This is a genomic window from Leucobacter sp. WKLB1 (assembly GCF_059696215.1).
Genome location: NZ_AP046115.1, coordinates 2131637 through 2154883 on the forward strand (window position 1 = coordinate 2131637; position 23247 = coordinate 2154883).

A 23247-nucleotide genomic window follows, 5' to 3' on the forward strand; every position below is an offset into this window, starting at 1 on the left:
GTCAGGTGGCGGGCCTCGCTTGCAAGACGCGTGACAACCCGCTGAGGGACGTCAGGCAAGGGCTGAGGTCGGTCGTCAGACGGCGATCGGTAAGTCGGCGGGGCCAAGATCAGGCCCGGCTCTATGGGGAGCGTCGCGCACCTGGCAGGTGACCAGCCCGGAGTAGTTCGCCAGTTCGACGCGGCTTCGGGATTCACCGCTTCCTCAAGGCCCCGTTGTGCTCGACAAGAACCGCTCCGATCAGCCCCCGACGCTGCGCGTCGGATCGCTGTTCTCCGGCTACGGCGGACTCGACCTCGCCGTCGAGGAAGTCTTCGACGCCCGGACCGTCTGGTTCTCAGAGATCAATGAACCTGTCGCCCGCGTCTTCGCCCACCATTGGCCCGACGCTCCGAACCTCGGCGACATCACCACCATCGACTGGAGCACCGTCGAGCCCGTCGATGTGTTGTGCGGCGGCTTTCCTTGTCAGGACGTCTCAACTGTAGGGAAGATGGCCGGCCTCGCACCCGGCACCCGCTCCGGCCTCTGGGCACACATGGCGACCGCGATCGAGGCGCTGCAACCAGAGTGGGTCGTCATCGAGAACGTCCGCGGACTGCTCTCCGCCCCCGCGATCCGACCGACCCCGGAAGGAAACGACGATGAACGACGCAACCCCGCCGACGCAATCGAGACCGCAACGGGTGCCGATGCACCCCCTGGCGACGTGGAACCCGACCCGTGGCGTCTGGGAGACGGGCCAGCTCGACCTCTTCGGGCGGCGGCAGCCGTGGTCGGCGACCTGGTGGACCTCGGGTATGACGCGCAATGGCTCGGTTTACCCGCTTCCGCTATCGGCGCACCACATCCCCGATTCCGCATCTTCATCCTCGCCCACCGCACTGTTCCGCACCCCGCTGGCATCCGACGCGGCCAGGGGCGGGGAGAGCTTGCAGCAGGTCAAGGCACGGCGGGGAACGATCGCGCTCAGTCACCAGATCATCGACCTAGCCCTCCACGGCCCGAACGGATGCCCACGGCCGGAGGAGCCGGAGAGCCTGTGGTCCCTGATCGGGCAGCTCTTCGACGCCGGGGACGCTACGCCGTAGCGATTAGCAGATGGGAACGAATAGTCGGCCGATCCGCCCCGGTGCCTACGCTTCTGAGTGAGGTGAGCAACCCACGTCCCGCCCCGTCATTCGTGGAGTGGTTGATGGGACTGGAGGAAGGGTGGGTCACCGGCCGCCTTCATGAGCTCAGCGTTCCGCAGCAGCTCGCGGCGCTGGGTAATGGCGTGCTCCCGCGCCAGGCGGTCGCGGCCCTAACCACCCTGTTGCGCGCTGATGCTGAGGTTTAGAACTCGGGGTCATCAAGGAGTGCGCGAAGGTTCTTCTTGTAGACGCGGAAGGCGAGCCTTCCGTTCTCAGTGAGGCTGATGTAGGTGACGGGAGTGCGTCCTTCGAGGACTTTCTGAACCTTGACGTACTGGGTCTCTTCGAGCTTGCGCAGGTGCGTGGCAAGGTTTCCCGATGTCACTCCCAGTAGCGTTTGTAGTCGCGGGAACGAGAGGGAGTCGCCTGCCCCGAGGGTGTCGAGGATCGTGACGATGCGCAGTCTCGCTTGAACGTGGATGACGGGATCTAGCTCATCCATCGGTTCCTCGTGTGATCGGGCCCGAGGTGAGCGTGGGGCGGATCGTTTGAACGACGGCGATGACCAGGAATCCGACGCCTCCTGCTAAGCCCGCAAAGAGGTTGTACGGGCCAGGGAGTGCGATCGCGGCGAGGGCGACGGTGGATGTCCAGATGCCGAAGATGAGCTGCGATCTATCGTTCCACATGGCTGCGCCGGCGAGGAACAGGATCGCGACGATGAGGCAAGTGGCGGTGATCCAGTAGGAGAGCATCGCATTGATCGGCGTGCCAGCACTGATGAGCCGCCACCCGATCAGTCCGATCACGGCGAACGCGAGGGGGTACGTGGCGCCATAGATCGCGTCTTGCACTGTCGAGGGGCCTCGCGTTCCGGTGCTCCTCTTCGCGGAGTGAAGGACGGATGACATGATCGCGGCCGCGAGTGCGGCACAGGCGATGGCGACGCCCACCCCTAACGGCATGAGCGGATCGTCAACGGGGAAAAAGGACAGGACCAAGGCGAGGAAGCCGACGATCCACGCGACGCCCCATGCCATGTACAAGAGTCGCGCGTTGGGTGCCAGCGCGGTACGCGCGTGTGTGCTGTCGTCGGCGATCGAGCGCAGGATTGCGGCAGCGTCCACACGCTGTTCGTGATCGGTCATGTCGTCTTCACCTCCGGCTACCCTCGTTTCTATCACACGTATCTTTCTGCTAGATGGTACTTTGTGATAGAAAGCTTGATAGATCGTTGAGGTTTTGGAGGAGAGACATGAGCGACACAGAGCGGGTCAGGGACGAGCTGCCGGCCTCTGAAACCGCACCTGGCGTACCCGACTGGTACGCAGTTGCCGTACGGAACGTGGCACCTCAGCCCATCACGCAGGCCTTCTTCATGCTCGTCTATGCACTCTGGTGGGCCTTCGCATGGCCGGTGTGGGGAACGGTCGCGTTCGGGATCGCCGTCGGCTACGCGTCGTGGGTGACGGCTCTCAGCATTCGTAATCTCAGACACGCACGACAGTTCGAGATCGTCACAACCGAAGACGGGCGCCGCATCGGACAACGGATGAGTGTGCTCTCAGCGGTCAGTTACGGGCTGGTTTGGATCGCGATCGCGGCCTTGGCAATCTCAGGACACCCTCGTTGGATTCTCCCGATCGTCGCCGCGATCATCGCGCTCCATTTCATCCCGATGGCACGAATCTTCAACCGAAAGATCGACTATCTTCTTGCGCCCGTGGCGCTCGTGTTCGCGGTGCTCGGCCTATGTCTGGCGTCCCAACCGGATGTGAGGTGGGAGCTCGTCTACGCGATCACTGGCATCGGCGGAGCACTCGCCACCGGTTCGTATGCCGGTTACATGCTGTATGGGTACCGAGCCCTGAGGAAAACAGCGCCCAGCATTGCTACTGCCAATGACGCCCGCGGCCAGAACGCGCTGTCACCCACGAGCCACTGAGACTGGTTCCCGTCGCTCGGCGGCGAGCATTCATGAACATCACGGCCAGAGCATCCTGCTCGCAGTATGAGTCGATCGCCGCATCGCCCACCACGGACGAATCGTGACAATCACCGTCATCACTTCGAGTGAGTCGCCTACATCCGCGCGCAGAGATACCCCGCGGCGATGAGGCGCTCTTGTCTGCCCTTGCCCCAAGTTCTGCGGACTATTCGGGCCGTCTGTTCGCGCCGCTGTCAGCCCTGACCCGCTCCTTCCACACCGCTGTAGAGCCGACCGCGTATGACTGGGTGAAGATCATCATCGTGAGAGCCGGTGACGCGTTGCTGTTCAGTGAGTTCGGCACCCAGCATGTCAACGTGGGCGATGTGATCGTGCTGGCCGCGAACACACTCTGCGGGGCGGAGCCGGAAGGCTGGGTCACGACGACGACTTTGTACCTGGATCGGGACTACGTGATCGATCAGGTGTTCTGGCAGCATGCTGAGCAGTTCACCGATCGGCTGGATGCAAAGCAGTTCCTCGACGTTCGTTACGCCGAACCCGCGCAGGTCATCCGCCTCGGCGAGGACCGCGCCGGCCTGCTCATGCCGTGGCTCGATGAGCTCGTGGCGCTGAGCGTCGACGGGCTACGCCCGGAGCGGTTCTACCGAGCGCAGGCATTGCTCTCCGCGATCCTCGATGTTGTTGTCCCGCGCCTGGCGGTCACGGGTCAGCGGATGAGTCCTACGCAGCGGAGCACTGTCGCACCGTCCGCGCCACGTCACCGATCGTTCCGCCCGCTACGCGCCGAGGCGCGCCAGATCGCAGACTTGTTGAACGGTGAGCTGTCTCATCGTTGGTCGGTATCCGAGTTGGCGACGGCGGTTCATCTCTCGCCTTCGCAGTTGCGGCGCGTGTTCGTGAAGGCGTTCGGAAAGTCTCCGATCGCGTATCTGACAATGCTGCGTGCCGAACGGATGGCGCACCTGCTGCGGAGCACGGAGTTGCCCATTTCGGTGATCGCCGATCAGGTCGGCTGGAGTGATGCTGACTTCGCTGCCCGCCAGTTCCGCCGCAGTCTCGGTGTCTCTCCGAGCGAGTACCGGCGTATCGGTCGCCAGGCGAGCGACCCGGAGTGAATGCGCGTGGTGACCGGGTGAAAAGGTCATGATCTGGTGCTCGGATCACCCGGATCGTTGGGGGTGAGGTAGACCGGGGCTGACCACGTCGGGTTCAGTGATGCACCTGGCGGTCGCTCACTTCTATCGTCCGTCGTCCGTCTGAGTTCTTCGCTGATCCGCCTGGCGCACCTTCTGGTCGCAGGGTCACCCGCCGTGTGCGGAGACCTGCGAGAGGAGGACGCGATGGCAACTGACGAAGATGCTCGGGCGGCGCGGGATGCGAAGCTCGATGCGCTGCACGAGAAGCTGACCGATGCGGTCTCGCAGCTCACCTCGGGTGAGGACTGGCGGCAGGCGTTGGAGTTCGCTGCCCGGTTCCGGTCACGCTCGTTCAACAACACGCTGCTGATCTGGGTACAGCATCAGGCCGCGTATGAGGCGGGTCGGGTGCCGGAGCCGGTGCCGTCGTATGTGGCGGGGTTCAAGCAGTGGCAGGCGCTGGGCCGTCAGGTGGCCAAGGGCCAGTCGGGGTACATGATGTTCGCCCCGGTGAAGGGCCGGTTCGCATCGGCGACCCCTTCGGTGGCGGAGTCGTGGCGCCGGCTCGGCCGGTTCGAGAAGCCCAAGCCCGGCGAGGCCGTCCGCTCCCGCCTGGTCGGGGTGCGGCCGGCGTATGTGTGGGATGCGTCGCAGACCACGGGTGATCCGATCCCGGAGCCTCCGCGACCCCTCCTGCTGGAAGGGGAAGCACCCGACGGGCTGTGGGAAGGGCTCGCGGCCCGGGTCGAGGCGGAGGGGTTCACGGTGGTGCGGGTGCCGCATGAGGGCATGATCCGTGGCGCGAACGGGATGACCGATTTCCAGGCCAGGTCGGTGGCAGTGCGGGAGAACATGGACCCCGCCGCTCAGGTGAAGACCCTCGCGCACGAGCTCGCCCATGTCCTCCTGCATGGCCCCGACAATCCCGACTGGGCCGGTCACCGTGGGATCGGTGAGGTAGAGGCGGAGTCGGTCGCGTTGATGATCGGTGCCGCGCACCGCATGGACACCAGCAGCTACACGATCCCGTATGTCACCGGGTGGGCGGGCAACGTGAACGGGAAGGCCCCGGTGGAGGTGGTCCAGGCCACCGGTGAGCGCGTCCGCAAGACCGCCGCCGCGATCCTCGACACCCTCCCCACCCCACAGATCAGCAACGGCGATCCCCCCGGCCTGACGCGCGACACCCCAGCGCCGCGTGCCCCGGAACCCGTGCACGAGCTGGCGCCGCCGGACGAGGCGCTGTCCGGGTCATCTGTGCGGCGGCCGGCTGCTGCGGTGAGGAGCCTGTGATGGGCGCGATCGACGTGTTCACCCGCCTCGACGGACTCTCGCTGCGAGAGGCAGCCGAAGTGTTCGCGGCGGAGGGGGTGCCGGTGTTCCCGTGCGTGCCAGGCGGGAAACGCCCGCTCACCGAGCACGGGTTCCACGACGCCACCACCGACGGGCGACAGGTGGGGGCGTGGTGGCGGAGGTGGCCGCAGGCGAACATCGCCATCCCCACCGGCGCCGTCTCCGGGGTCGAGGTCGTCGATGTCGACGTGCATCCCACCGGCACCGGCTTCCCCGCGTTCCGCGCCGCCCATCACGAGGGTCACGCCGCCGGGTGGGGCGCGCTGGTGCGCACCCCGTCGGGCGGTCTGCACGCCTACTATCCCGCCGACGCTCGTCGGGCGCAGACGTCGTGGCAGGCGGCGCGGGCGCATGTGGACTTCCGCGGTGCCGGCGGATACATCATCGCCCCACCCTCGGTGATCGCCCGCCCGAACGGGGCGCGGGCACCGTATCGGCTGATCGTCACCTCCGGCACCCCTCCGACGCCGGTGGACGCGGGACGGTTGCGGGACTTCCTCGACCCGCGCGCCCCGATCCCGCTTCCCCGCCCCCGGACGGGCCGGGAGGCGGGGCGGGGTGCGGATGCGAAGGTGCTGGCCGGGTGGGTCGCCGCACGCGGCGAGGGCGAACGCAATCGGGGCCTGTTCTGGGCGGCGTGCCGTCTGGCCGAGGCCGGCACACCACCGTCCGCTGCAGTGGATGCGTTGGGGCCGGCAGCGGAACACGCTGGGCTCGGCGCACGGGAGATCATCACGACGATCCGCTCCGCCTACCGCACCACCCACGCCGCGTCGCACCGCCCAGAGCCCGGCGATGGGGCTGGGGGCGATGCGCGCCGGATCGTGCGCGGATCACCCGGACGGGTGCTCTCATGAGCACCATCACCACGGCGAGGGGTGGGCGGTTGGCGGTGGTCACCGCGATCACTGGGACGGTGTTCATCGCCGCCGGTGCGTTCTGGTTGTCGTTCACGGCGCTCGCGGACCTCGCGCAGCGGTCTGGGATCGACGCGGGGCAGGCGTGGGCGTGGCCGTTGATCGTGGACGGCATCATCGTCGTCGCGACCGTCGCGGTCGTCGCCCTCGCCGGGCAGCGCCGGCCGACCTGGTATCCGTGGACGCTGCTGGCCGCGGGTGCGGTCGTGTCGGTCACCGCGAACGCGATCCATGCCGTCATCGCCGCCGACAGCGACGTGCCCAGCGTGCTCGCCGCCTCCGTCGCGGCGGTGCCCCCGCTGGTGCTGCTCGCCATCACGCACCTCACCGTGATCCTCACCCGCCCCGCCCAGGCAACGGCGGCGGAGCCCGACCCGGCCGAGGCAGCAGAACCAGAAGCGCCCACCCTCCGAGAGCCGCCCACTGAGGCTCCGACCGTGGTTCCGGTGCAGGCGGTCACTGCGGAGGTGGCGGGTGAGCGGCGGGTGGCGGCGGCACGGCTTCGGGAGGAGCAGGGGTGGTCGAACAAGCAGATCGCCCGGCACCTCGGCGTGCACCCCTCGACCGTGGGCCGCTGGTTCACGCCACCCACACTCACCGCCATCGAGACGATCCAGGAGGAAACCCCGTGAACGAACAACAGACCAGCGGGAGCGAAACGCGGGCAGAGCGCCCGGAGCCGGCTACGACCTCCAACGGGGAGGGGGCGGGTGAGATAGAGCGGTCAGCGTTCGCGGTGCACCGCGACCCTTCCCTGAGCACCGGGGCATCGCGGGGCCGGGTGGGGCGTGGGATCGAGTGGGTGCGCCCGTCGGATTTGATCGCGTCGGGCAGCGCCCGCGTTGTCGGCCGTGGGCTCGACCTGCAGACCGAGCTCGCCCGGCAGGCACGCCGGGTACCGGGCCGGGCGATCCGCGCCGGCCGCCATGGCGTCCGTACCGTCCGGGAGCGTGCGGCGTCTCGGCCTCGAACGGAGCGGGGCATGGTGCGTGAGGTGGAACCGGATGTGTTCGACATCGGCTACCGGCGTTCCTCCTCGTCGTGGGTGCGGGCCTCCGGGATCGGGCTGGGGTGAACCGCCATGTCCGTCTCTCCTGGCCGCCGTGAGGGTGATGGGGAGCGCACGCGCACCTCACGTTCAGGAGGTGCACCCATGTCACACCAGAACCCGGCCGGCCGGGCAGGATTCGAGAACTCAGAGACGCTGCGGGAACTGCTGCATCGGCTCCACGACGATGAGGCGTGGCGGAGCGACCCGGATGCTGCTGCGTTGATGCGGCACGCCGCGGTGAAGTACGCGGCGCTGGCACGCAAGCACGGACTGGACCCGTGGGAGGCGGCGACGGCCGCATTCGAGGCGATGCGCACCCCCGCAGTGCGGCGGGCAGATGACCCGTGGGCGGTCATCACCAAAGCGGTGCAGATCACCTGCATCGCCGAAGACCGCGCCAACGGGCTGCTGTGCTCCGTGCATCAAGCCCGCCGCCCCCGATACTCGAGCTTCCATGACGCCGAACGGTTCTCCGACCGGGAAAACCCCCTCAGCGACTACCACCCCGCCTTCCACATCGACCCCTTCGACACCGACGACGACGAAGACGACGAGTTGTTGGCCGAGAGCGAGGCGTCGACGGGTGTGGGCTCGGCGATCGAGGACACGATCGCGTTGTTCAGCCGCCACGGGTGGGAGCCGGAGGTCGCGCGCGCCGGGATCGAGTACGTTTGCGCCAGGCTGGCAGAGTCCATGTCGCGGGCGGGCGCGTACGAGTCGTTGCGGCGGGACCGGCACGCCAGAGCCCTCCTCGACCTGCCCGCACCGTCCTGGTATCGGCTGCTGCGGATCGTGCTCGGCACCCCGGATGCGAACCTAGCCGGCACGAACGCAGCCCGCGGGATGCTGCTGCGACTGCTGATCAGTGAACCCCTACGACACCTGCTGGCCGACGAGGACCTGGTGCTCGCCGTCTCCCTCGCCGCCCCTGGCGTGCTGCGGGGGCGATCGGAATGAGCAGGTCGGGGCATATCGAGCTGGAACGGTCGGTCGATTCGATCTGGGCCGGCCGCCGGCACCGCGAGGACTACGGCGACCTCGACCCGCTCGCAGCCTCGATCGCGGAGGACGGGCTGTTGCAGCCGATCACGATCACCCCGGACGGGATGCTGATCTGCGGCGCCCGCCGTCTCGCCGCGATCCGCAGGCTCGGGTGGAAGACCGTCAACGTGTGGGTAAGGTCCGGGATATCCACGGGCCTGGGCCTGCTGCTGGCCGAACGCGACGACAACCTCCTGCACAAGCCCCTCACCCGCACCGAGCAAGCCACCCTCTACGCGGAGCTGAAGGCCCTCATGGCCGAGGATGCCGCCGGCCGGCAGGAAGCATCACGGTTCACCGCGCAACAGGAAAACCCCAGGTCACACGGTGGGGCCACGGTGGCCCCACCGTCACCGGGCGCTACCGGGAAGACGAGAGAGCAGGCGGCACAGTTGGTCACCGGCCGCAACGCCTACACCTCCCTGGAACGCATCAACGAACTACAGACGATCCTCACCGACCAGACGCAACCGGCCGAGGTCCGCACCCGTGCGCAGGACGAGCTGGATCGGATCGATGCGGGCGGGTCGATCACCGGCGCGCAGCAGCGCATCCACGCCGCCCAGGCTCTCGCGGAGCTAGACGCCCTCGCCGCCGATACCACCCAGCCGGCCGGCATCCGCGACACCGCCGCCACCGGCGCCGCCAGGCTGCGGGAGCTGGAGGCGACCGCGCGGGCGGCGGACCTGGAACGGCTCGGACAGATGGCGCTGGAGCGCGCGAGAACAGCGACGAAGAGACGCCCGACCCGGCGCGCCGACACGGGACGGCTTCGCGCGGTCGAGGACGAGCCGCGCACCCTGCTGCCGGTGCGGTCGTTCGTGTACGTGTGGGAGGAACTGGCCGGTTGGACCGAACGCTACGACCCCGCAGTGATCGGCCCTTCCCTCACCTCGGCGCAGTGGGAGCGGTTCGAGGCCACCGTCGCGGAGACGATCGCGTTCGCCGACACCGCCCGCACCGCACGCGCCGCGCGCCGCGAAACCGCCTGACCCCTCGCAGTCCTGCGTCGGATGTGCGCGTGCACCTATCTGGTGACCTCCCCGCCGTGTTCGGAAGGAACCCAGGATGGACCCCACGGATCGCCGCCGCCGCACCGCACTAATCGCCGCCCTCTCCGGCGGGCTGGTGCTGCTGCTCCTGATCGGTGTCGGCATCTACGGCCTCCTCCAAGGCCCCGACGCCCGCGAGCCCGCCCCGTCACCATCGGCGTCGGCCACGATCGGTGATCCCGCCCCAACGACTGCTGCGGGTGCTGGGCCGGTGCCGGTGCTCACGCTCGGCGGACCGGAAGCATTCGCCGGGGAGGTCGCGGAGGCGCTGTTCACCTGGGACACCACCAGCGGATACGGGTCGGCCGACTATGCGCAGGTGATCGCGGATGTCACCGCGAGCATCGAAGCCGACGCCGCCGCCAGTGACGTGCGCGCCTACCTGCCGACCCCGGCGGCGTGGGCGCAGTTGCGCCCCCACCAGACCCGGCAATGGCTCACCATCGACACCATCACCATCCCCGCCGCGTGGGAGACCGCCGTGAGCCAGGCTGCGGCCGGGCAGCTCCCCGACGGCGCGGTCGCGTACACGATCACCGGCACCCGGCACCGGGAAGGCACCTGGGGCACCGAACCGGTCACCACCGCCCGCCCGGTCGCGTTCACCGTGTTCCTGGTCTGCACCCCGGAACGCTCCGCCGCGCCACCCCCACAAGACGCGCTGGTGGTGTCGTGTGAGCTGTTGCGGCTGTCCCAGCTCGACAACCCGCTGCGGTGACCCGCTGATGCTCCGCAAGCTGATCGCCGCACTCGCGCTGGCCGGGGTGTTCCTCGGCCCCGCTGTGGTCGTCACCTCCGTCGCCGTCCTCGCCACCCCCGCGATCGCCGCCTGCACACCAGGGTCGCTGATCGTCGGCCCCATCCCCGACTCCCTGACCGCAACCACCCGCAAGGGGGAGACCGTCACCCTGAACCGGCAGCAGCTCACCCACGCCGCCACGATCATCACCGTCGGAGGGCAGATCACCGGCGTAGGCCGGCCGGGTGTGGTGATCGCGTTGATGGCGGCGCTCACCGAATCGCATCTGCGGATGCTCGCCAACACCAGCGCGTACCCCGAATCCGGCGACTACCCGAACGACGGCAACGGCTCCGATCACGACTCGCTCGGGTTGTTCCAGATGCGCCCCGCGTCCGGGTGGGGTACCGTCGCCGAGCTCATGGACCCGAACTACCAGGCACGGGCGTTCTACGGCGGACCGACCGGCCCGAACTACCCGAGCCCCAGGGGGTTGCTGGACATCCCTGGCTGGCAGCAGCTCGACCCGGGCGAAGCCGCACAGGCCGTCGAAGTGTCCGCGTACCCGGACAGGTATCAGAACTACCAGCCCGTCGCCGAAGCGATCCTCACCGCCCTCACCCGCCCGACATCCTCCGGTGGCGGCAGTGACACGCCACCGGTGGTGCCCGAGACCACCCGGATCGTGTTCCCACTGCCGGAGGGCACCTGGGTGCGCACCAGCCCCTTCGGGTGGCGCATCCACCCGATCACCGGGGAACGCGCCTTCCACACCGGCAGCGACTTCTCCGCCGCCGACGGCACCCCGATCTTCGCCATCGCCGACGGACTCGTGACCCTGGCAGAGTTCTCTGGCGGCTACGGCGGACTGATCGTCATCGAACACACCGTCGGCGGCCAACGGGTCGCGTCCTATTACGCGCACATGTGGGAGCACGGCATCCACGTCACCGAAGGGATGACCGTCACCGCCGGGCAGCACATCGGCGACGTCGGCTCCTCCGGACAATCCACCGGCCCACACCTGCACTTCGAGATCCGCCCCGGCGGACAAGGCGCCGAACCCGTCGACGCCGACGCATGGCTCACCGACCACGGCGCGGAAGGCATCACCGGCGGCACCGCCACCCAAGCCACCTGCACACTCACCGGAGCGGCCTGATGGACGTGTTCCCCGACTTCGGGTCCGTCGGCGGCAGCAGCGACCTGCGCGCCGTCGTCGGCGCGCTGCTGATGTTCGTGCTCATCATCGCCGTGCTCATGCTCATCGTCTCCGCGATCGTCTGGGCCATCGCCTCCTCCACCGGCAACCACCACACCGCCACCAAAGCCAGGATCGGCGCCTGGGTCGCGCTCGGCGCCGCCGCCCTCGCCGGCGCCGGCGTCGGCTGGGTCAACTTCCTCCTCGGGGTCGGCGAGCGCCTGTGACTCGGTTTGAACGTGAGAACCGACTGGCCGCGTTTCTAGAATGGAAGATCGGTTGAGGAAGTGCGTGTGGAGGCCGAGTCGGTCCCGGTATCTTCCTGCCACTCGGTCTTGATGGCGATGATGAGCTCACGATCAGAACCGAGTTTCGCCATGGCGTTCTTGAATGCCTTCGTGCGTGTACTTGCTGTTCCGATGAATCCACGCGAAATGAGTTGGGTGAAGACCTTTCGCCCAAGGTACTTGGCGTTCTGGTAGGTGACCCGGAAACCACCACGTGGTCCCGCCTTGAACGTCGAATCCAGCATTGCCAGCCGCAACCAGTCCGCGGAGACGTACATGCCCTTGAGGGTCTGCCCGTCGAGCTTACGGCCTGCGTCTCCGCGGACGAACTTGAACCAGAACGGCGTATCGAACGCACGCCAATCCGCAGCGTCCTTCGGAGCCTCGCGCCCTTTGGGCATGAGGTCTAGTTGTTTCTCGATCTCGCCCTTGCGGCGGTAGGTCCACTCGTAGTGACCGCTTCCGTCGCCACTTTCCGTTTTCTGTAGGCGCTTGTACTGGATGAAGGTGAAGGCATCGTGGACCTGATCCCAGTAGAGAAGGTCAACACCAAGCTCTTCCTCGATTGGCTTCTTGTTCACGGACATCACCAGCAGTCTCTTCTGACCGGTTCGATCCTCGAACACGGCCAAGCTCGCAGCGCGTTGGTCGACGATGAGCTTTCCGTCGAAACGTTGAAGATCGAGTGGGAGCAGCTCTTCCTCTAAATCTCGCTCGTAGCCGGCATTCAAAACCGTGTCGAGAAGGGTTTCCTCGTCCTCGGTACTCGGAGGGTCGCTGAAAGCGTCCGCGGGCAGCGGGATCTCCGCGATCTGCGAGGCGAGCAAGACGGCATCTCGTGCTTCAACTCTGGACTGCTGCACTTCATCATCGAACGTTCGCGGCTCCCGAAATACGGAGTCCAACCATGGGCCGACCGTAGGGTCAGTCTCTCTGAGGTAGCTGATGAGGGCATCGGCCGTAGGGAGGTCGAGTCGGCGAGCATAGAAGTGTTGCGGTATCGAGGGCATCGGAACCGCCTGCTCTCGCAGCCCTCCGAGCTCCAGAGGAGCGAGCAAGCGGAGGATCGGCGAGAGCGTCGCGCGCAAGGTTCCGCTTGCGATCCCAGCGACGCCGCGCGTCACGGCTAAGCCGATCAGATACTCCCCGGGGCCGAGCTCTTCATCATCTTCACGGACGATCGCACAGAGCGAGCCAGCGGTCGGCGTAGCTTCCTTGTCGAACGCTTCGCTGATCTTCTCTGCGCTCAGGTAGCTGATCCGGTTCGCGCCCTTCGCATGCACGACGTACATCACCAGAGGCTTCGTCGTCGCCGCGCTTCCCGTCATCCCCACATTTTAGTCAAGCAGCCCAACGCGACACGGTGAGCGCGGGTGCACCTGGCTGGCAAGTCCGCCGTCCCGGAACTGTCAGCAGAAGGAGCACTCCCAGTGATCGATATCGACCCCAACAGCTCGGGCCTTCCGGGCATCGAGCAGCTGCGCATCATCGTCGGCGCCGTTATGACCGTCGGCCTCATCCTCTCCGTGCTCGCGCTCATCATCAGCGCGATCGTGTGGGGTTTCGGCGCCAACAGCTCCAACCCGCACCTCGCCTCGCGCGGGAAGGTCGGCGTGCTCGTGTCTTGTGGGGCGGCGATCATCTGCGGCGCCGCGGTGACGCTCATCAACTTCTTCTGGGGCGTGGGCCAAGCCGTATAGCCCGGTCGATTCGTGAGGAAGGGAGCGCGTCGTGAGCGTGTGTGATGTGCCGGTGATCTCGGCGGTGTGCGACGCCGTCGGGCAGGGCGCGGCGACGCTGGTAGCGGCCCCGTTCGACTGGCTCGCCCAGGCGATGGGCGGGGCGGCGGCGTGGCTGTTCGAGGCGGTCTGGGCGGTGTTCGACACCACCACGCTCGTGGATGTCACCGACCCCGGATACGTGGACGTGTACAACATCCTGTTCGGGGTGGCGGTGTTCGTGGTGCTGATCTTCTTCTGCCTGCAACTGATCACCGGCCTCATCCACCGCGACCCCTCCGCCCTGTCTCGCGCCGCCCTGGGAGCGGCGAAGAGCATCCTCGGCTCGTTCGTTGCGATCGGCCTGACCGGGCTGTTGTTGGAGATCACCGATCAGCTCGCGGTCGGGATCGTGCAGGCCACCGGGAACACGATGGAATCCATCGGCGACCGCATCTCGTTGCTTGCCGGAGGGTTCGCGGCCCTGAACATCACCGCTCCTGGTGTCGGGGCGATCGTGACGATCTTCCTCGCCGGCCTCGCCATCAGTGCGGCGGCGATCGTGTGGTTCTCGCTGCTGATCCGCAAAGCCCTGCTGCTAGTGGCGATCGTGTTCGCGCCGATCGCTCTGGCGGGGTTCTCGTGGGATGCGACCAAGGGGTGGTTCGCGAAGTGGGCGACGTTCGTGATCGCGCTGATCTTGTCCAAGCTGGTGCTGGTGGTGATCTTCCTCGTCGCCATCACCCAAGTCTCCGCTCCGATCGAGCTGGATCTCGCGTCGATCAGCGACCCCATCGCCGGTGTCGTGCTGATGTTCATCGCCGCGTTCGCCCCCTACATGACCTACAAGTTCCTCTCCTTCGTCGGCTTCGACATGTACCACGCGATGAGCAGCGAGCAGGAAGCGAAATCGGCACTGAACCGTCCCGTCCCGGTGCCGTCGGCGCCGAAGACCGACGGGGCGAAGAAGGTCCTCGACGGCAGCGGCAGCGGCAGCGAAGCGCCCGCGACCGGCGGTTCGGGTAGCGCGGCCCCGCCAGGTGGCGGTCAGGCCGCTCCCGCTGGTGGTGCGGCTCCTGCCGGTGGTGCCGCTGCGGGGGCCGCGGGCGGAGCCGGTGCGAGCGCCGGGACTGGGGCTGGAGCGGGCGGCGCGGGTGCAGGTGCAGGGGCTGCGGCGGCTGGTCCGGCTGCGGCGGTCGTGATCGGCGCGAAAGTCGCCGGGGCCGCTGCGACTGCGGGGCCGAAGCTCGGCGGCACGGTCGGCGGTGCCGCCGAAGGACATGCCGCCGGTGCCGAGCAGGCCGCCCAACCCGCACCACCGCCCCCGAGCCCGAATCCTGCACCGACGGTGCCACCTCGTCCGGCGCCGTCCGCGCCGCCCCCTGCCGAGCGTCCGACACCGCCGCCGTCGAACCGTCCGACCGGTGGGAAGGAGTGACCGCGATGAGTAGCCAACAGCACGCGGGCGGGGTGGAGTTCGGGTTGCGGGCGGTGCAGTTCTCCCGCCTCACCCGCCGCGGCATCCTGTTGGGGCTGTCTCTGCCGCAACTGATCGTCCTCGCCATCGGCGTGCTGTCCATCGTCGGCGCCCTCTACGCCGGCGGCGGGATGCTGCTGGCCTGGACCGCCCCGGTGTGGCTGCTGTGCGCGGCCCTGGCGTGGACGCCGGTCGGCGGTAGGAAGCTCATCGAGTGGCTGCCCGTCACCGTCCGCTGGACGGCCCGGGTGCACGCCAGGCAGACCGTGTTCCGGCGGCGGATCGTGAAGCCCCGCCCGGCAGGGACGCTCGCGCTGCCGGGGGATGCGGCGGCGTTGCGGGAGTGGGAGGACCCCGAGACCGGGGCCGCGATGATCCACGACCCCCATCAGCAGACCCTCACCGCGATCGTCGCCGTCTCCCATCCCGCGTTCGTGCTCCTGGATCCCGGTGAGCAGGAACGCCGCGTCGCCACCTGGGGGCGCGTGCTCGCGACCGCCTGCCGGTCCGGTCGGATCGCCCGCCTCCAAGTCTGCGAACGCACCCTCCCCGACGGCGGTTCCGGGCTGATGGAGTGGTGGCGCCGTCACGGGCGTGATGACGGGTCGTGGACCTCGACGGTGTACCGGGAACTGATCGACCGTGCCGGCCCCGCCGGGGAACGCCACGCCACCACGATCAGCGTCGCACTCGACCTGCGCGCCGCCGCCCGCCAGGTCCGCACCAGCGGCGGCGGCATCCCCGGCGCCGGCGCCGTCCTCCGGCAGGAGATGACCACCCTCACTACCGCGCTGCGCGCCGCGGAACTCACCGTCCGCGGGTGGCTGACCCCGCCGGAGGTCGCGGTGATCCTCCGCGCCGCCTACGATCCCGCCGCCGCCGCGTCCCTGGAACGCCACGGCGAGATCGGGCGGACCCTGGCGACAGCGGGGCCGGTCGCGGTCACCGAGACCTGGGACCGGCTGCGGTCGGACTCCGCGCACCATGCCGTGCTGTGGGTCAGCGAGTGGCCGCGTTCGCAGGTGTATCCGGGGTTCCTCGCCCCGGTGCTGCTGTCTTCCGGCATCCAACGCGCGTTCTCCCTGATCTGCACCCCGATCCGCTCAGACCAGGCCGCACGTGACATTCGGAAGAAGAAGACCGAGCTGATCTCCGACGCCGCGCAACGGCAGAAGATGGGCCAGATCGAAGACGCATCCCAGACCGCCGAATACGGCGACGTGCTGCAACAGGAAGCCGACCTCACCGCCGGGCACGGCGTCCTGCGCTACACCGGCCTCATCTCGATCAGCGCGCCGACCTCGGAGGAGTTGGAGACTGCGGTCGCCGCGATCGAACAGGCCGCGATCCAAGCGTCCCTGGAGACCCGCCGCCTCGTCGGCCAGCAAGCCCAAGCCTTCACCGTCGCCGCCCTACCGCTGTGCCGCGTCGTCTGACCACCTGTGGAGAGGAACCGCTGATGCCCACTTTCGAGAACCCGACCGCGGATGCCGCCGAAGCGTCCGCGGCGCTGCGTGGCCTGGCCCACGCGACCCGCGTCTTCGACAACCTCGCCGACACCTACCCGGTGCTCGGTGATCTGCTCGCCGGGGTGCGCTCGCTCCGGCAAGTGATCGACCAGCTCGCCACCGCCCACACCTCGAACCGGCTGCGCGCGCATGACGACGCCGGGAACCAAGCGGCTGGCGCGACGTTCGCTCTGTCGGCGGCGGGCGAGCTGCACCAGGCGGCGACGCTGCTGGATGCGGTGCATGATCGGTTGGATGCGGCGATGTCGGCCTCGGGGCGGATCGCCTGGCACGACGTCCCCGCTTTGCCGGAGTCGCCGCGACGGTGGATCAGTGTCGTGTTCCTGCAGGGCGAGGACGCCGACCGGGTGCTCGACCTGATCGAGCATGACGGCACGGACGCGGCGATTCAGCACCTCGCCGGGTACGACTTCGGGGAGGAGACCGTGCACGCTGCGCTCGTGAACGGGTACGTCTACGACACCCCGCCGACCGGGGCGCTGGACAAGACCGCGACCAGGGACGTCTACACCCTCACCTACAACCCGTTCCTCGGGCACGTGTCGCTGCTGCGCGAACACGACGCGACCCCCGACCCCGCCCTCCTCGACCTCGACACCCCCACCCCGGCGCGACAGCACGAGCAGGAGCCGCCCCGTGCGACTCCCGGTCGTGCCGTGTCGCGCCGGCCGGTGCGCCGGGAGGCGGCTGAGGAGGACGATGAGTGGGCGCCCTCGCGACCGGCGTCGACGTCTCGGGGGCGGTCGCTGTGACCGACGATCAGGGCCGACTGCACACGGCGGCGCTGGTCGAGCCGGCCGGGGAACGCCGCACGCACCGCCGAGCCCGCCAGAAGGCCCAGACTCGGATCGAACAGCACGCCCGCCACACCGAACACGCCCAAGCACAGGCACGACGGGACGCGGAACGCGCCGAACGCCGCGCCACCACCTACCTGCCCGGCGCGGGCGAGACCGGGCGCGCGGCGTTGCGGATGCCGGGCAGGTTCCGGCTTCCTCGTCATCAGGACACCAGTGCGACGTTGGCGGGGGCGTATCCGTTCCTCGCCGAGGGCGGGCTCGGCGCGGACGGGGTGTTCGTGGGGCAGGACCTCTACTCCGGTGGCTCGTTCGTCTACGACCCTTGGACCCTCTACGCTCGCGGGGTCATCACCGCCCCCAACATCGTCCTGGCCGGCATCGTCGGCTCCGGCAAGTCCTCCCTCGCCAAGTCCCTCTACACCCGGTCGATCCCGTTCGGGCGGCGCGTGTATGTCCCCGGCGACCCGAAAGGCGAGCACACCGCCGTCGCCGAAGCCGTCGGCGGGCGGGCGATCGTCCTCGGCCACGGCCTGCGCAACCGCCTCAACCCCCTCGATGAAGGCCACCGACCCGGCGGCCTCTCCGACGCCGAATGGCAAGCACAGGTCGCCTCCCGCCGGCGAGAGCTCATCGGCGCGCTGGCAGAGACGGTGCTGGATCGGGTGCTGTCCCCGTTGGAGCACACCGCCATCGACCTCGCCCTTAGGGACACGGTGCGGTCGTCTGAGGTGCCGATCCTGCCGATGGTCGTCGACCGCATCCTCACCCCCGACCCCGCAACCGACACCGATGGACGCCTCGGCGAAGACGGGCGCCTCGTCGGTCACGCGCTGCGCCGTCTCGTCGCCGGCGACCTCCAAGGGCTCTTCGACGGACCCTCCACCGTCCGGTTCGACCCCTCGTTACCGATGGTGTCCCTCGACCTATCCCGTGTCGCGGAGAATTCCACGCTGATCTCAGTGCTGATGACCTGCTCCAGTGCATGGATGGAGTCGGCGCTGATGGACCCGAATGGTGGGCACCGGTGGGTGATCTATGACGAAGCCTGGCGCCTCATGGCCTACCCAGCCTTGCTCCGAAGGATGGATGCGCAGTGGCGGCTCGCGCGGCACTACGGGATCGCGAACATGCTGATCTTCCACAAGCTCACCGATCTCGACAACGTTGGCGACTCCGGCTCCGCGATGCGGGCCCTCGCCAACTCGCTGCTTGCGAACGCTGAGACCAGGATCATCTACCGGCAAGAACCCGATCAGCTCGGCACCACCGCCGCCGCTCTGGGCCTGACTGGCACCGAACAGAAACTCCTCCCGTCGCTGGGCACCGGGCAAGGGCTGTGGCGGATCAAGGAACGATCCTTCGTGGTGCAGCACCAGCTCCATCCCGCCGAGCTCGCCGCGTTCGACACCACCGCCCGCATGAGAGGCAACGCGGAAACTGCGGGGTCCTGAGCCCGGTTTCCGCGTGATTCCGCCGATCCCGCGGCATCCCGAGCCTTTCTGTGGGGGTGCAAGTTCGCTGATGCCGGTGTGACGTCGGAGAGTCCGCCGGCGCTCGTCTGGGCGGGCGTGTTCGCACCTATCTCTCGATTCATCCACCAGGAACGAGGGAGCAGGCGCATGGACACGATCGAGGAGCTGGCGGCGGACGAGCGGACGGCGCGGGTGATCCTCGCGGCCGCGTCGGAGCCGGCAGATGAGGTGACGGGCCGGATGGTGCGCGCTTGGGGTGCGACCGGCGCGGTCGCCCGCGTCGCCGGTGCGGAGGTCCCGGCGGGGCCGGATGGGGATACGTGGCAGCGGCGTCTCTCGCCCCGCATCGACCCCACCCAGATCGCTCGGGTGCTCGCGGACACGGAACGGCATGGGTTGCGGGTGCTGATTCCCGGCGATGCGGACTGGCCGACCGCGGTGGAGGTGCTCGGTTATCGCGCTCCGCTGGTGTTGTGGGCGAAGGGCGACACGAGGCTGCTGGCTGCTCCCGTGCGGGATCGGCTCACGTTGACGGGGGCTCGCGCGGCCACTGGGTACGGGGAGCACGTCACCACCGAGCTGGCACAGTCGGCGGTCGCCGATGGCCGTCAGGTGATCGCCGGGGGCGCGTACGGGATCGAGGGCGCCGCGCACCGCGCGACGCTCACCGCCGGCGGCAGGCCGGTCGCGGTGATGGCGGGCGGCCTGGACCGGCTCTACCCCGCCGGGCACACCGACCTTCTCACTCGTGTTGGTGAGGCCGGCCTGTTGCTCAGTGAGATGCCGCCGGGTACGGCACCGACGAAGTGGCGGTTTCTGGCGCGCAGCCGCCTGCTGGCGGCGCTGTCGGGTGCGGTCGTGGTCGCTGAGGCCGGGTACCGGTCCGGGTCGTTGCACACCGCCGCCCGCGCGACCGAGCTGGGGCGTCCCGTCGGCGCCGTGCCGGGGCCGGTCACGAGCGCGGCGTCGGCGGGCTGTCACCGGCTGATGCGCGACGGCCTCGCCGAGGTCATCACCGGCTATGACGACATCCGCAGCCTCCTCGACACCGTGCGCGACGGAGCGCAGCGGGCCGCCGGCCGGGCGGCGGGGCGCGAGGATCATGCGCCCGACCGCAACACACCTTCGCGGTCGTCGGGGCGCGGCCTGTCCATGTGACCGCTGTGGGGTGGGGTGCACCTGCTGGGTGGGGATGACCGTGCCGTGTCGTTCCCGGTCCGAACGCCAGGAGGAGCCGTATGTCTGTCACCACACTCGACCCAGCAACCCCGCGGAGGGAGCCCGACCCGCCCAGCACCGTGCTGCGACGGATCGCGGCGGTACTGATCGCCATGCTGATGCTCGCCGGGAGCGTCGTGCTCGGCACGAGCCCCGCCCATGCCGCCAGTGAGGGCGTCGGCTACTGGTCCGACGGGTCGTTCCTGGGCGCGTACAACACCGACGTGGATGGCCGGCAGGCGTACTGCGCCGACCTGGACATGCCCGCCCCGTACGGGAACATCTCGGGGCCGGAGAGGGTGACGTCGTTGGATTCGCTGTCGCGTCAGCAGCTCGCGGAGCTGAACTACGTGCTGGATCGGTGGGGACAGTCGCAGGATGCAAACACCACGGCAGCGGTCGCCTTGTATGTGTGGTCGGTGACCAGTGCCGGTACGTACAACTCGCACGGCATGTCCGGGGATGACTACTACGTCGCCCGTGCTCCCGTCTCGGAGCGGGGCACGATCCTCGCGAGCCTCGCCACGATGCGCCAGCAGGCGGCCTCGAATGCGGTCACCGATCCGACCCTGTCGCTCACGCTGGACATGTCGGATCAGTACGCCGGAACCCTCACCGTCTCCGCGCATCCCGCGTCATTGACCGGGGCGGCGTCGCTGACGGACGGGGTGTTCGCCGACGGGTCCACGACCCGCACGCTCGGCGCCGGCACGCACCCGGTCACCGGCACCCCGGCCGACGGGGTGCCCTCGTATCGGGTCTCGGCTTCGATGAGTGTTCCGGCCGCGGGGTACGGGGCAGCGGTCGACGTGTATTCGATGCCGGGTGCGCAGCGCCTCCTCGCCGCCGTCGCGGGCTCCTCCACCGGTTTGTCCGCGCAGGCGCAGTCGCCGGTGATCGAGCTGGACTTCCAGCCCGAGGTCACCACCCAGGTCGCCTCCCGCTACGTCGCCGAGGGCGATGCGTTCGTGGACGGGCTCGCGGTGACGGTGACAAAGGGCACCTGGATTCACCTTGACGGCGCACCGATCGAGGTGACCGCGACCGGCACCCTGTATGGGCCGTTCGATGAGCAGCCCGCCGAAGCCGACACCCCACCGGACGGGGCACCCGTCGCGGGCGTGGAGACGGTCACCTTGACGGGTGCGGGTTCGTACACGTCGCCGGGCACGATCATCGCGCCGGAGTCCGGGTTCTACACCTGGGTGTGGGCGATCGACAAGGCCGCGCACGGGGCTCAGGCGAGGTACCTCACCGACTCGTTCACCGACCGGTACGGTCAGGTGGAGGAGACCGCGGTGGTGCCGTTCCAGCCGGTCGCCGCCTCGGAGGCGGATCAGCGTCTCGCGGTCCCCGGCGACGCACTCACCGACACGATCACCGTCTCCAGCAGCAACGGCGCCTGGCTGAAGAAGGACGGCGCACACATCCCGGTGGTCTTCGAGGGCACCGCCTACCAGGTGCCCGGCACCCTGCCCCCGACACAGTCCGCCACTATCCACCCCGACGCCGTGCCGCTCGGCACCGTGACGGTGACCGCGGATGGTCCCGGCGTCTACACCTCACCTGCGGTGGTGGCGCCAACGGGCGGGTTCGTGACGTGGGTGTGGGAGGTGAACAAGAGCACGCAGCCGGAATGGGTGCGCGACTACCTCGCCAATGACTGGACCGACGAGTACGGCATCACGGTGGAGACGACCTCGGTGCGGTGGCCGATCACGACGACCTCGCTGATGCGCGAGTACAACGTCCACCCCGGCGGGCGCGCGTTCGATGTCGTCACCGTCACCGGGTTCCCCGCAGGCCACGGCGAGTTCACCGGCGACGGGTACTGGGGTGCGGATGTCGATGAGCTGCGCCACACCGTCTACGGACCCTTCTCCACCGACGCGGACCTCACCGACGATCTCGACCTCACCACTGCGCCGGTGCTGACCGAGCTGACGACCCCCGCCCGGAACGGGGTCTACAAGCTCGGCTACACCGACGCCGACAAGATCACCCCGACCGAGCCGGGCTACTACGTCCTGGTCACCACCTTCGCCGGTGATGACCGAGTGCAGCCGTACCAGTCGTCCCCGGCGGATGTGCTGGAACGCTTCTACGTCCCACCCACCGTTAGCGAGGTGCCGGTGTCGGTGATCACGCAGGCCACCCCGGAAGCGTTCGTCGGCGAGCCGTTCGAGGATACGGCGCTCGTCCAGGGCACACAGATTCCCGACGGCGCCTACCTGGTGTTCCGCGCCTACGGACCCCACCCGGCCGAGGCCGAGGCGGTGTGCGAGTCACCGTTCTTCGTCAGCGCGGAGATCCCGGTCACCCAGGCCGGCGTCTACCGCTCCGGTACCACCACCGCCGATGCCGCGGGGAACGTGTACTGGGTCGAGACCCTGTACGACACCGGCGGAGACGTGATCGCCGAAGGCACCTGCGGGGCGCCGGGTGAGACCACGGTCATCCGTGAACAGCCCGACGAGCTGACGGTGAAGACGAACGCGGTGCCCGAAGTTGTGCTGGGTGAGCCGGCGCACGATGTCGCGACCGTCACTGGCACCATCCCCACCGGTGCGCGCCTGATGTTCGAGGCGTACCGGCAGGACGGTCACGCGGCGCGCTGCACTCCGGAGAAGCTGGTGTTCACCTCGACAGTGATCGACCTGGACGGGCCGGGCGAGTACCGCTCCGACGAGGTGATCTTCGATCAGGTCGGCGTCTACTACTGGGTCGAGACCGTGACCGACACCGAGGGCACGATCCTGCACCGCGGCATCTGCGGAGCACCGGACGAAACCACGACCGTGACTCCCACGCCGGAGACCCCGGACGCCCCGGAGGTGCCTGGCACGCCGGACCTGCCGACCTCTTTGGCACTGACTGGTGGCGGGGACTGGTGGCCGCTCGGGCTCGCCGGAGGCCTGATGGCGGCGGCGACGGGTGGGGTGCTGCTGTTCGGTCGTCGCCTCGCGATCGCCCGCGAACGCGCCGGCTACGTGCGGGAGGAAGACGAAGCCTTCGAGGAGTTCAAGGCCCAGTTCGAGGGAGCGAAGGAGGAAGAGAGCTGACACTGAACGGCTGATCCGCCTGGCACCCCCCTGTGTGGCGGGTCAGCACCGGGAGGGCACGAACCACCCCCAGGGTTCGTGCCCTCCCACCTTTCCGCGTCCAGGCGACG

At 68.6% G+C, this 23247-nt stretch carries 21 protein-coding genes; 18 read left to right on the forward strand and 3 right to left on the reverse strand.

Features of this window, described 5'->3' with window-relative positions; translation table 11 throughout:
• The first annotated feature begins 217 nt into the window (after nt 1-217).
• The gene (locus ACZF5Y_RS09710; RefSeq protein WP_497532466.1) at nt 218-1339 is read left to right on the forward strand and encodes a DNA cytosine methyltransferase; all 1122 of its coding nucleotides are present in this window, start codon (nt 218-220) and stop codon (nt 1337-1339) included.
• Here ACZF5Y_RS09710 and ACZF5Y_RS09715 read toward each other — a convergent pair.
• Nucleotides 1336-1635 (reverse strand): transcriptional regulator, encoded by a 300-nt coding sequence (locus ACZF5Y_RS09715; protein ID WP_497532467.1) that lies wholly within the window; start codon nt 1633-1635, stop codon nt 1336-1338. The genes ACZF5Y_RS09710 and ACZF5Y_RS09715 overlap by 4 nt on opposite strands.
• Nucleotides 1628-2281: a hypothetical protein gene (locus tag ACZF5Y_RS09720; RefSeq protein ID WP_497532469.1), complete on the reverse strand. Its 654-nt coding sequence runs from the start codon at nt 2279-2281 to the stop codon at nt 1628-1630. Before ACZF5Y_RS09720 ends, ACZF5Y_RS09715 begins: the two co-directional genes overlap by 8 nt.
• 107 nt (nt 2282-2388) lie before the next feature.
• Here ACZF5Y_RS09720 and ACZF5Y_RS09725 point away from each other — a divergent pair, with 107 nt between their 5' ends.
• The 10 genes from ACZF5Y_RS09725 to ACZF5Y_RS09770 all read left to right on the forward strand — a co-directional run bounded on the left by ACZF5Y_RS09725 (nt 2389) and on the right by ACZF5Y_RS09770 (nt 11801).
• Nucleotides 2389-3078 carry a hypothetical protein gene (locus ACZF5Y_RS09725; protein ID WP_497532470.1) on the forward strand — a complete coding sequence of 230 codons (690 nt, stop codon included), beginning with the start codon at nt 2389-2391 and terminating at the stop codon, nt 3076-3078.
• Between the two features lie 179 nt (nt 3079-3257).
• Nucleotides 3258-4199, forward strand: a complete 942-nt coding sequence (locus ACZF5Y_RS09730) for a helix-turn-helix domain-containing protein (RefSeq protein ID WP_497532471.1) — start codon at nt 3258-3260, stop codon at nt 4197-4199.
• A 225-nt stretch (nt 4200-4424) separates the two neighbouring features.
• A complete protein-coding gene (locus ACZF5Y_RS09735) occupies nt 4425-5513 on the forward strand; it encodes an ArdC-like ssDNA-binding domain-containing protein (RefSeq protein WP_497532472.1) in 1089 nt (362 codons plus the stop codon).
• Nucleotides 5513-6430 (forward strand): bifunctional DNA primase/polymerase, encoded by a 918-nt coding sequence (locus tag ACZF5Y_RS09740; RefSeq protein ID WP_497532474.1) that lies wholly within the window; start codon nt 5513-5515, stop codon nt 6428-6430. The genes ACZF5Y_RS09735 and ACZF5Y_RS09740 overlap by 1 nt, the downstream gene beginning before the upstream one ends.
• On the forward strand, nt 6427-7122 hold the full coding sequence (locus ACZF5Y_RS09745; protein ID WP_497532475.1) for a DUF2637 domain-containing protein: 696 nt from the start codon (nt 6427-6429) through the stop codon (nt 7120-7122). Before ACZF5Y_RS09740 ends, ACZF5Y_RS09745 begins: the two co-directional genes overlap by 4 nt.
• A gap of 521 nt (nt 7123-7643) precedes the next feature.
• On the forward strand, nt 7644-8498 hold the full coding sequence (locus ACZF5Y_RS09750; RefSeq protein ID WP_497532476.1) for a hypothetical protein: 855 nt from the start codon (nt 7644-7646) through the stop codon (nt 8496-8498).
• Complete coding sequence (locus ACZF5Y_RS09755) at nt 8495-9574, forward strand: ParB N-terminal domain-containing protein (protein ID WP_497532478.1); 1080 nt, start codon at nt 8495-8497, stop codon at nt 9572-9574. The genes ACZF5Y_RS09750 and ACZF5Y_RS09755 overlap by 4 nt, the downstream gene beginning before the upstream one ends.
• Nucleotides 9575-9650: 76 nt before the next feature.
• Nucleotides 9651-10352: a hypothetical protein gene (locus ACZF5Y_RS09760; RefSeq protein ID WP_497532479.1), complete on the forward strand. Its 702-nt coding sequence runs from the start codon at nt 9651-9653 to the stop codon at nt 10350-10352.
• Between the two features lie 7 nt (nt 10353-10359).
• Nucleotides 10360-11535: a M23 family metallopeptidase gene (locus ACZF5Y_RS09765; protein WP_497532480.1), complete on the forward strand. Its 1176-nt coding sequence runs from the start codon at nt 10360-10362 to the stop codon at nt 11533-11535.
• Nucleotides 11535-11801, forward strand: coding sequence for a DUF6112 family protein (locus tag ACZF5Y_RS09770; RefSeq protein ID WP_497532481.1), 267 nt, complete (start codon nt 11535-11537; stop codon nt 11799-11801). Before ACZF5Y_RS09765 ends, ACZF5Y_RS09770 begins: the two co-directional genes overlap by 1 nt.
• 35 nt (nt 11802-11836) lie before the next feature.
• Here the strand turns inward: ACZF5Y_RS09770 and ACZF5Y_RS09775 are convergent, their stop codons facing one another.
• A complete protein-coding gene (locus ACZF5Y_RS09775) occupies nt 11837-13189 on the reverse strand; it encodes a hypothetical protein (protein WP_497532482.1) in 1353 nt (450 codons plus the stop codon).
• 102 nt (nt 13190-13291) lie between these two features.
• Between ACZF5Y_RS09775 and ACZF5Y_RS09780 the strand changes: the two genes are divergently transcribed.
• The 7 genes from ACZF5Y_RS09780 to ACZF5Y_RS09810 all read left to right on the forward strand — a co-directional run bounded on the left by ACZF5Y_RS09780 (nt 13292) and on the right by ACZF5Y_RS09810 (nt 23137).
• Nucleotides 13292-13561 (forward strand): DUF6112 family protein, encoded by a 270-nt coding sequence (locus tag ACZF5Y_RS09780; protein WP_022883069.1) that lies wholly within the window; start codon nt 13292-13294, stop codon nt 13559-13561.
• Nucleotides 13562-13592: 31 nt separating this feature from the next.
• Nucleotides 13593-15017, forward strand: coding sequence for a conjugal transfer protein TrbL (locus tag ACZF5Y_RS09785; protein WP_497532483.1), 1425 nt, complete (start codon nt 13593-13595; stop codon nt 15015-15017).
• A 5-nt stretch (nt 15018-15022) separates the two neighbouring features.
• On the forward strand, nt 15023-16492 hold the full coding sequence (locus tag ACZF5Y_RS09790; protein ID WP_497532484.1) for an SCO6880 family protein: 1470 nt from the start codon (nt 15023-15025) through the stop codon (nt 16490-16492).
• Between the two features lie 23 nt (nt 16493-16515).
• Nucleotides 16516-17337 (forward strand): hypothetical protein, encoded by an 822-nt coding sequence (locus ACZF5Y_RS09795; RefSeq protein ID WP_497532485.1) that lies wholly within the window; start codon nt 16516-16518, stop codon nt 17335-17337.
• Entirely contained in the window at nt 17334-18836 is a 1503-nt protein-coding gene (locus ACZF5Y_RS09800) for a putative type IV secretion/conjugal transfer ATPase (RefSeq protein WP_497535326.1), read from the forward strand. The genes ACZF5Y_RS09795 and ACZF5Y_RS09800 overlap by 4 nt, the downstream gene beginning before the upstream one ends.
• 168 nt (nt 18837-19004) lie before the next feature.
• Nucleotides 19005-20015, forward strand: coding sequence for a DNA-processing protein DprA (dprA, locus tag ACZF5Y_RS09805; protein ID WP_497532486.1), 1011 nt, complete (start codon nt 19005-19007; stop codon nt 20013-20015).
• 80 nt (nt 20016-20095) lie between these two features.
• Entirely contained in the window at nt 20096-23137 is a 3042-nt protein-coding gene (locus ACZF5Y_RS09810) for a hypothetical protein (protein ID WP_497532487.1), read from the forward strand.
• Nucleotides 23138-23247: the final 110 nt, after the last annotated feature.

Bases quoted from the DNA above. Each gene is read 5' to 3' on its own strand.
- ACZF5Y_RS09770 (WP_497532481.1), top strand. From the start codon at position 11,535: ATGGACGTGTTCCCCGACTTCGGGTCCGTCGGCGGCAGCAGCGACCTG.
- ACZF5Y_RS09740 (WP_497532474.1), top strand. From the start codon at position 5,513: ATGGGCGCGATCGACGTGTTCACCCGCCTCGACGGACTCTCGCTGCGA.
- ACZF5Y_RS09715 (WP_497532467.1), bottom strand. From the start codon at position 1,635: ATGGATGAGCTAGATCCCGTCATCCACGTTCAAGCGAGACTGCGCATC.
- ACZF5Y_RS09735 (WP_497532472.1), top strand. From the start codon at position 4,425: ATGGCAACTGACGAAGATGCTCGGGCGGCGCGGGATGCGAAGCTCGAT.
- ACZF5Y_RS09810 (WP_497532487.1), top strand. From the start codon at position 20,096: ATGTCTGTCACCACACTCGACCCAGCAACCCCGCGGAGGGAGCCCGAC.
- ACZF5Y_RS09745 (WP_497532475.1), top strand. From the start codon at position 6,427: ATGAGCACCATCACCACGGCGAGGGGTGGGCGGTTGGCGGTGGTCACC.
- ACZF5Y_RS09725 (WP_497532470.1), top strand. From the start codon at position 2,389: ATGAGCGACACAGAGCGGGTCAGGGACGAGCTGCCGGCCTCTGAAACC.
- ACZF5Y_RS09760 (WP_497532479.1), top strand. From the start codon at position 9,651: ATGGACCCCACGGATCGCCGCCGCCGCACCGCACTAATCGCCGCCCTC.
- ACZF5Y_RS09755 (WP_497532478.1), top strand. From the start codon at position 8,495: ATGAGCAGGTCGGGGCATATCGAGCTGGAACGGTCGGTCGATTCGATC.
- ACZF5Y_RS09795 (WP_497532485.1), top strand. From the start codon at position 16,516: ATGCCCACTTTCGAGAACCCGACCGCGGATGCCGCCGAAGCGTCCGCG.
- ACZF5Y_RS09750 (WP_497532476.1), top strand. From the start codon at position 7,644: ATGTCACACCAGAACCCGGCCGGCCGGGCAGGATTCGAGAACTCAGAG.
- ACZF5Y_RS09790 (WP_497532484.1), top strand. From the start codon at position 15,023: ATGAGTAGCCAACAGCACGCGGGCGGGGTGGAGTTCGGGTTGCGGGCG.
- dprA (WP_497532486.1), top strand. From the start codon at position 19,005: ATGGACACGATCGAGGAGCTGGCGGCGGACGAGCGGACGGCGCGGGTG.
- ACZF5Y_RS09720 (WP_497532469.1), bottom strand. From the start codon at position 2,281: ATGACCGATCACGAACAGCGTGTGGACGCTGCCGCAATCCTGCGCTCG.
- ACZF5Y_RS09775 (WP_497532482.1), bottom strand. From the start codon at position 13,189: ATGACGGGAAGCGCGGCGACGACGAAGCCTCTGGTGATGTACGTCGTG.
- ACZF5Y_RS09765 (WP_497532480.1), top strand. From the start codon at position 10,360: ATGCTCCGCAAGCTGATCGCCGCACTCGCGCTGGCCGGGGTGTTCCTC.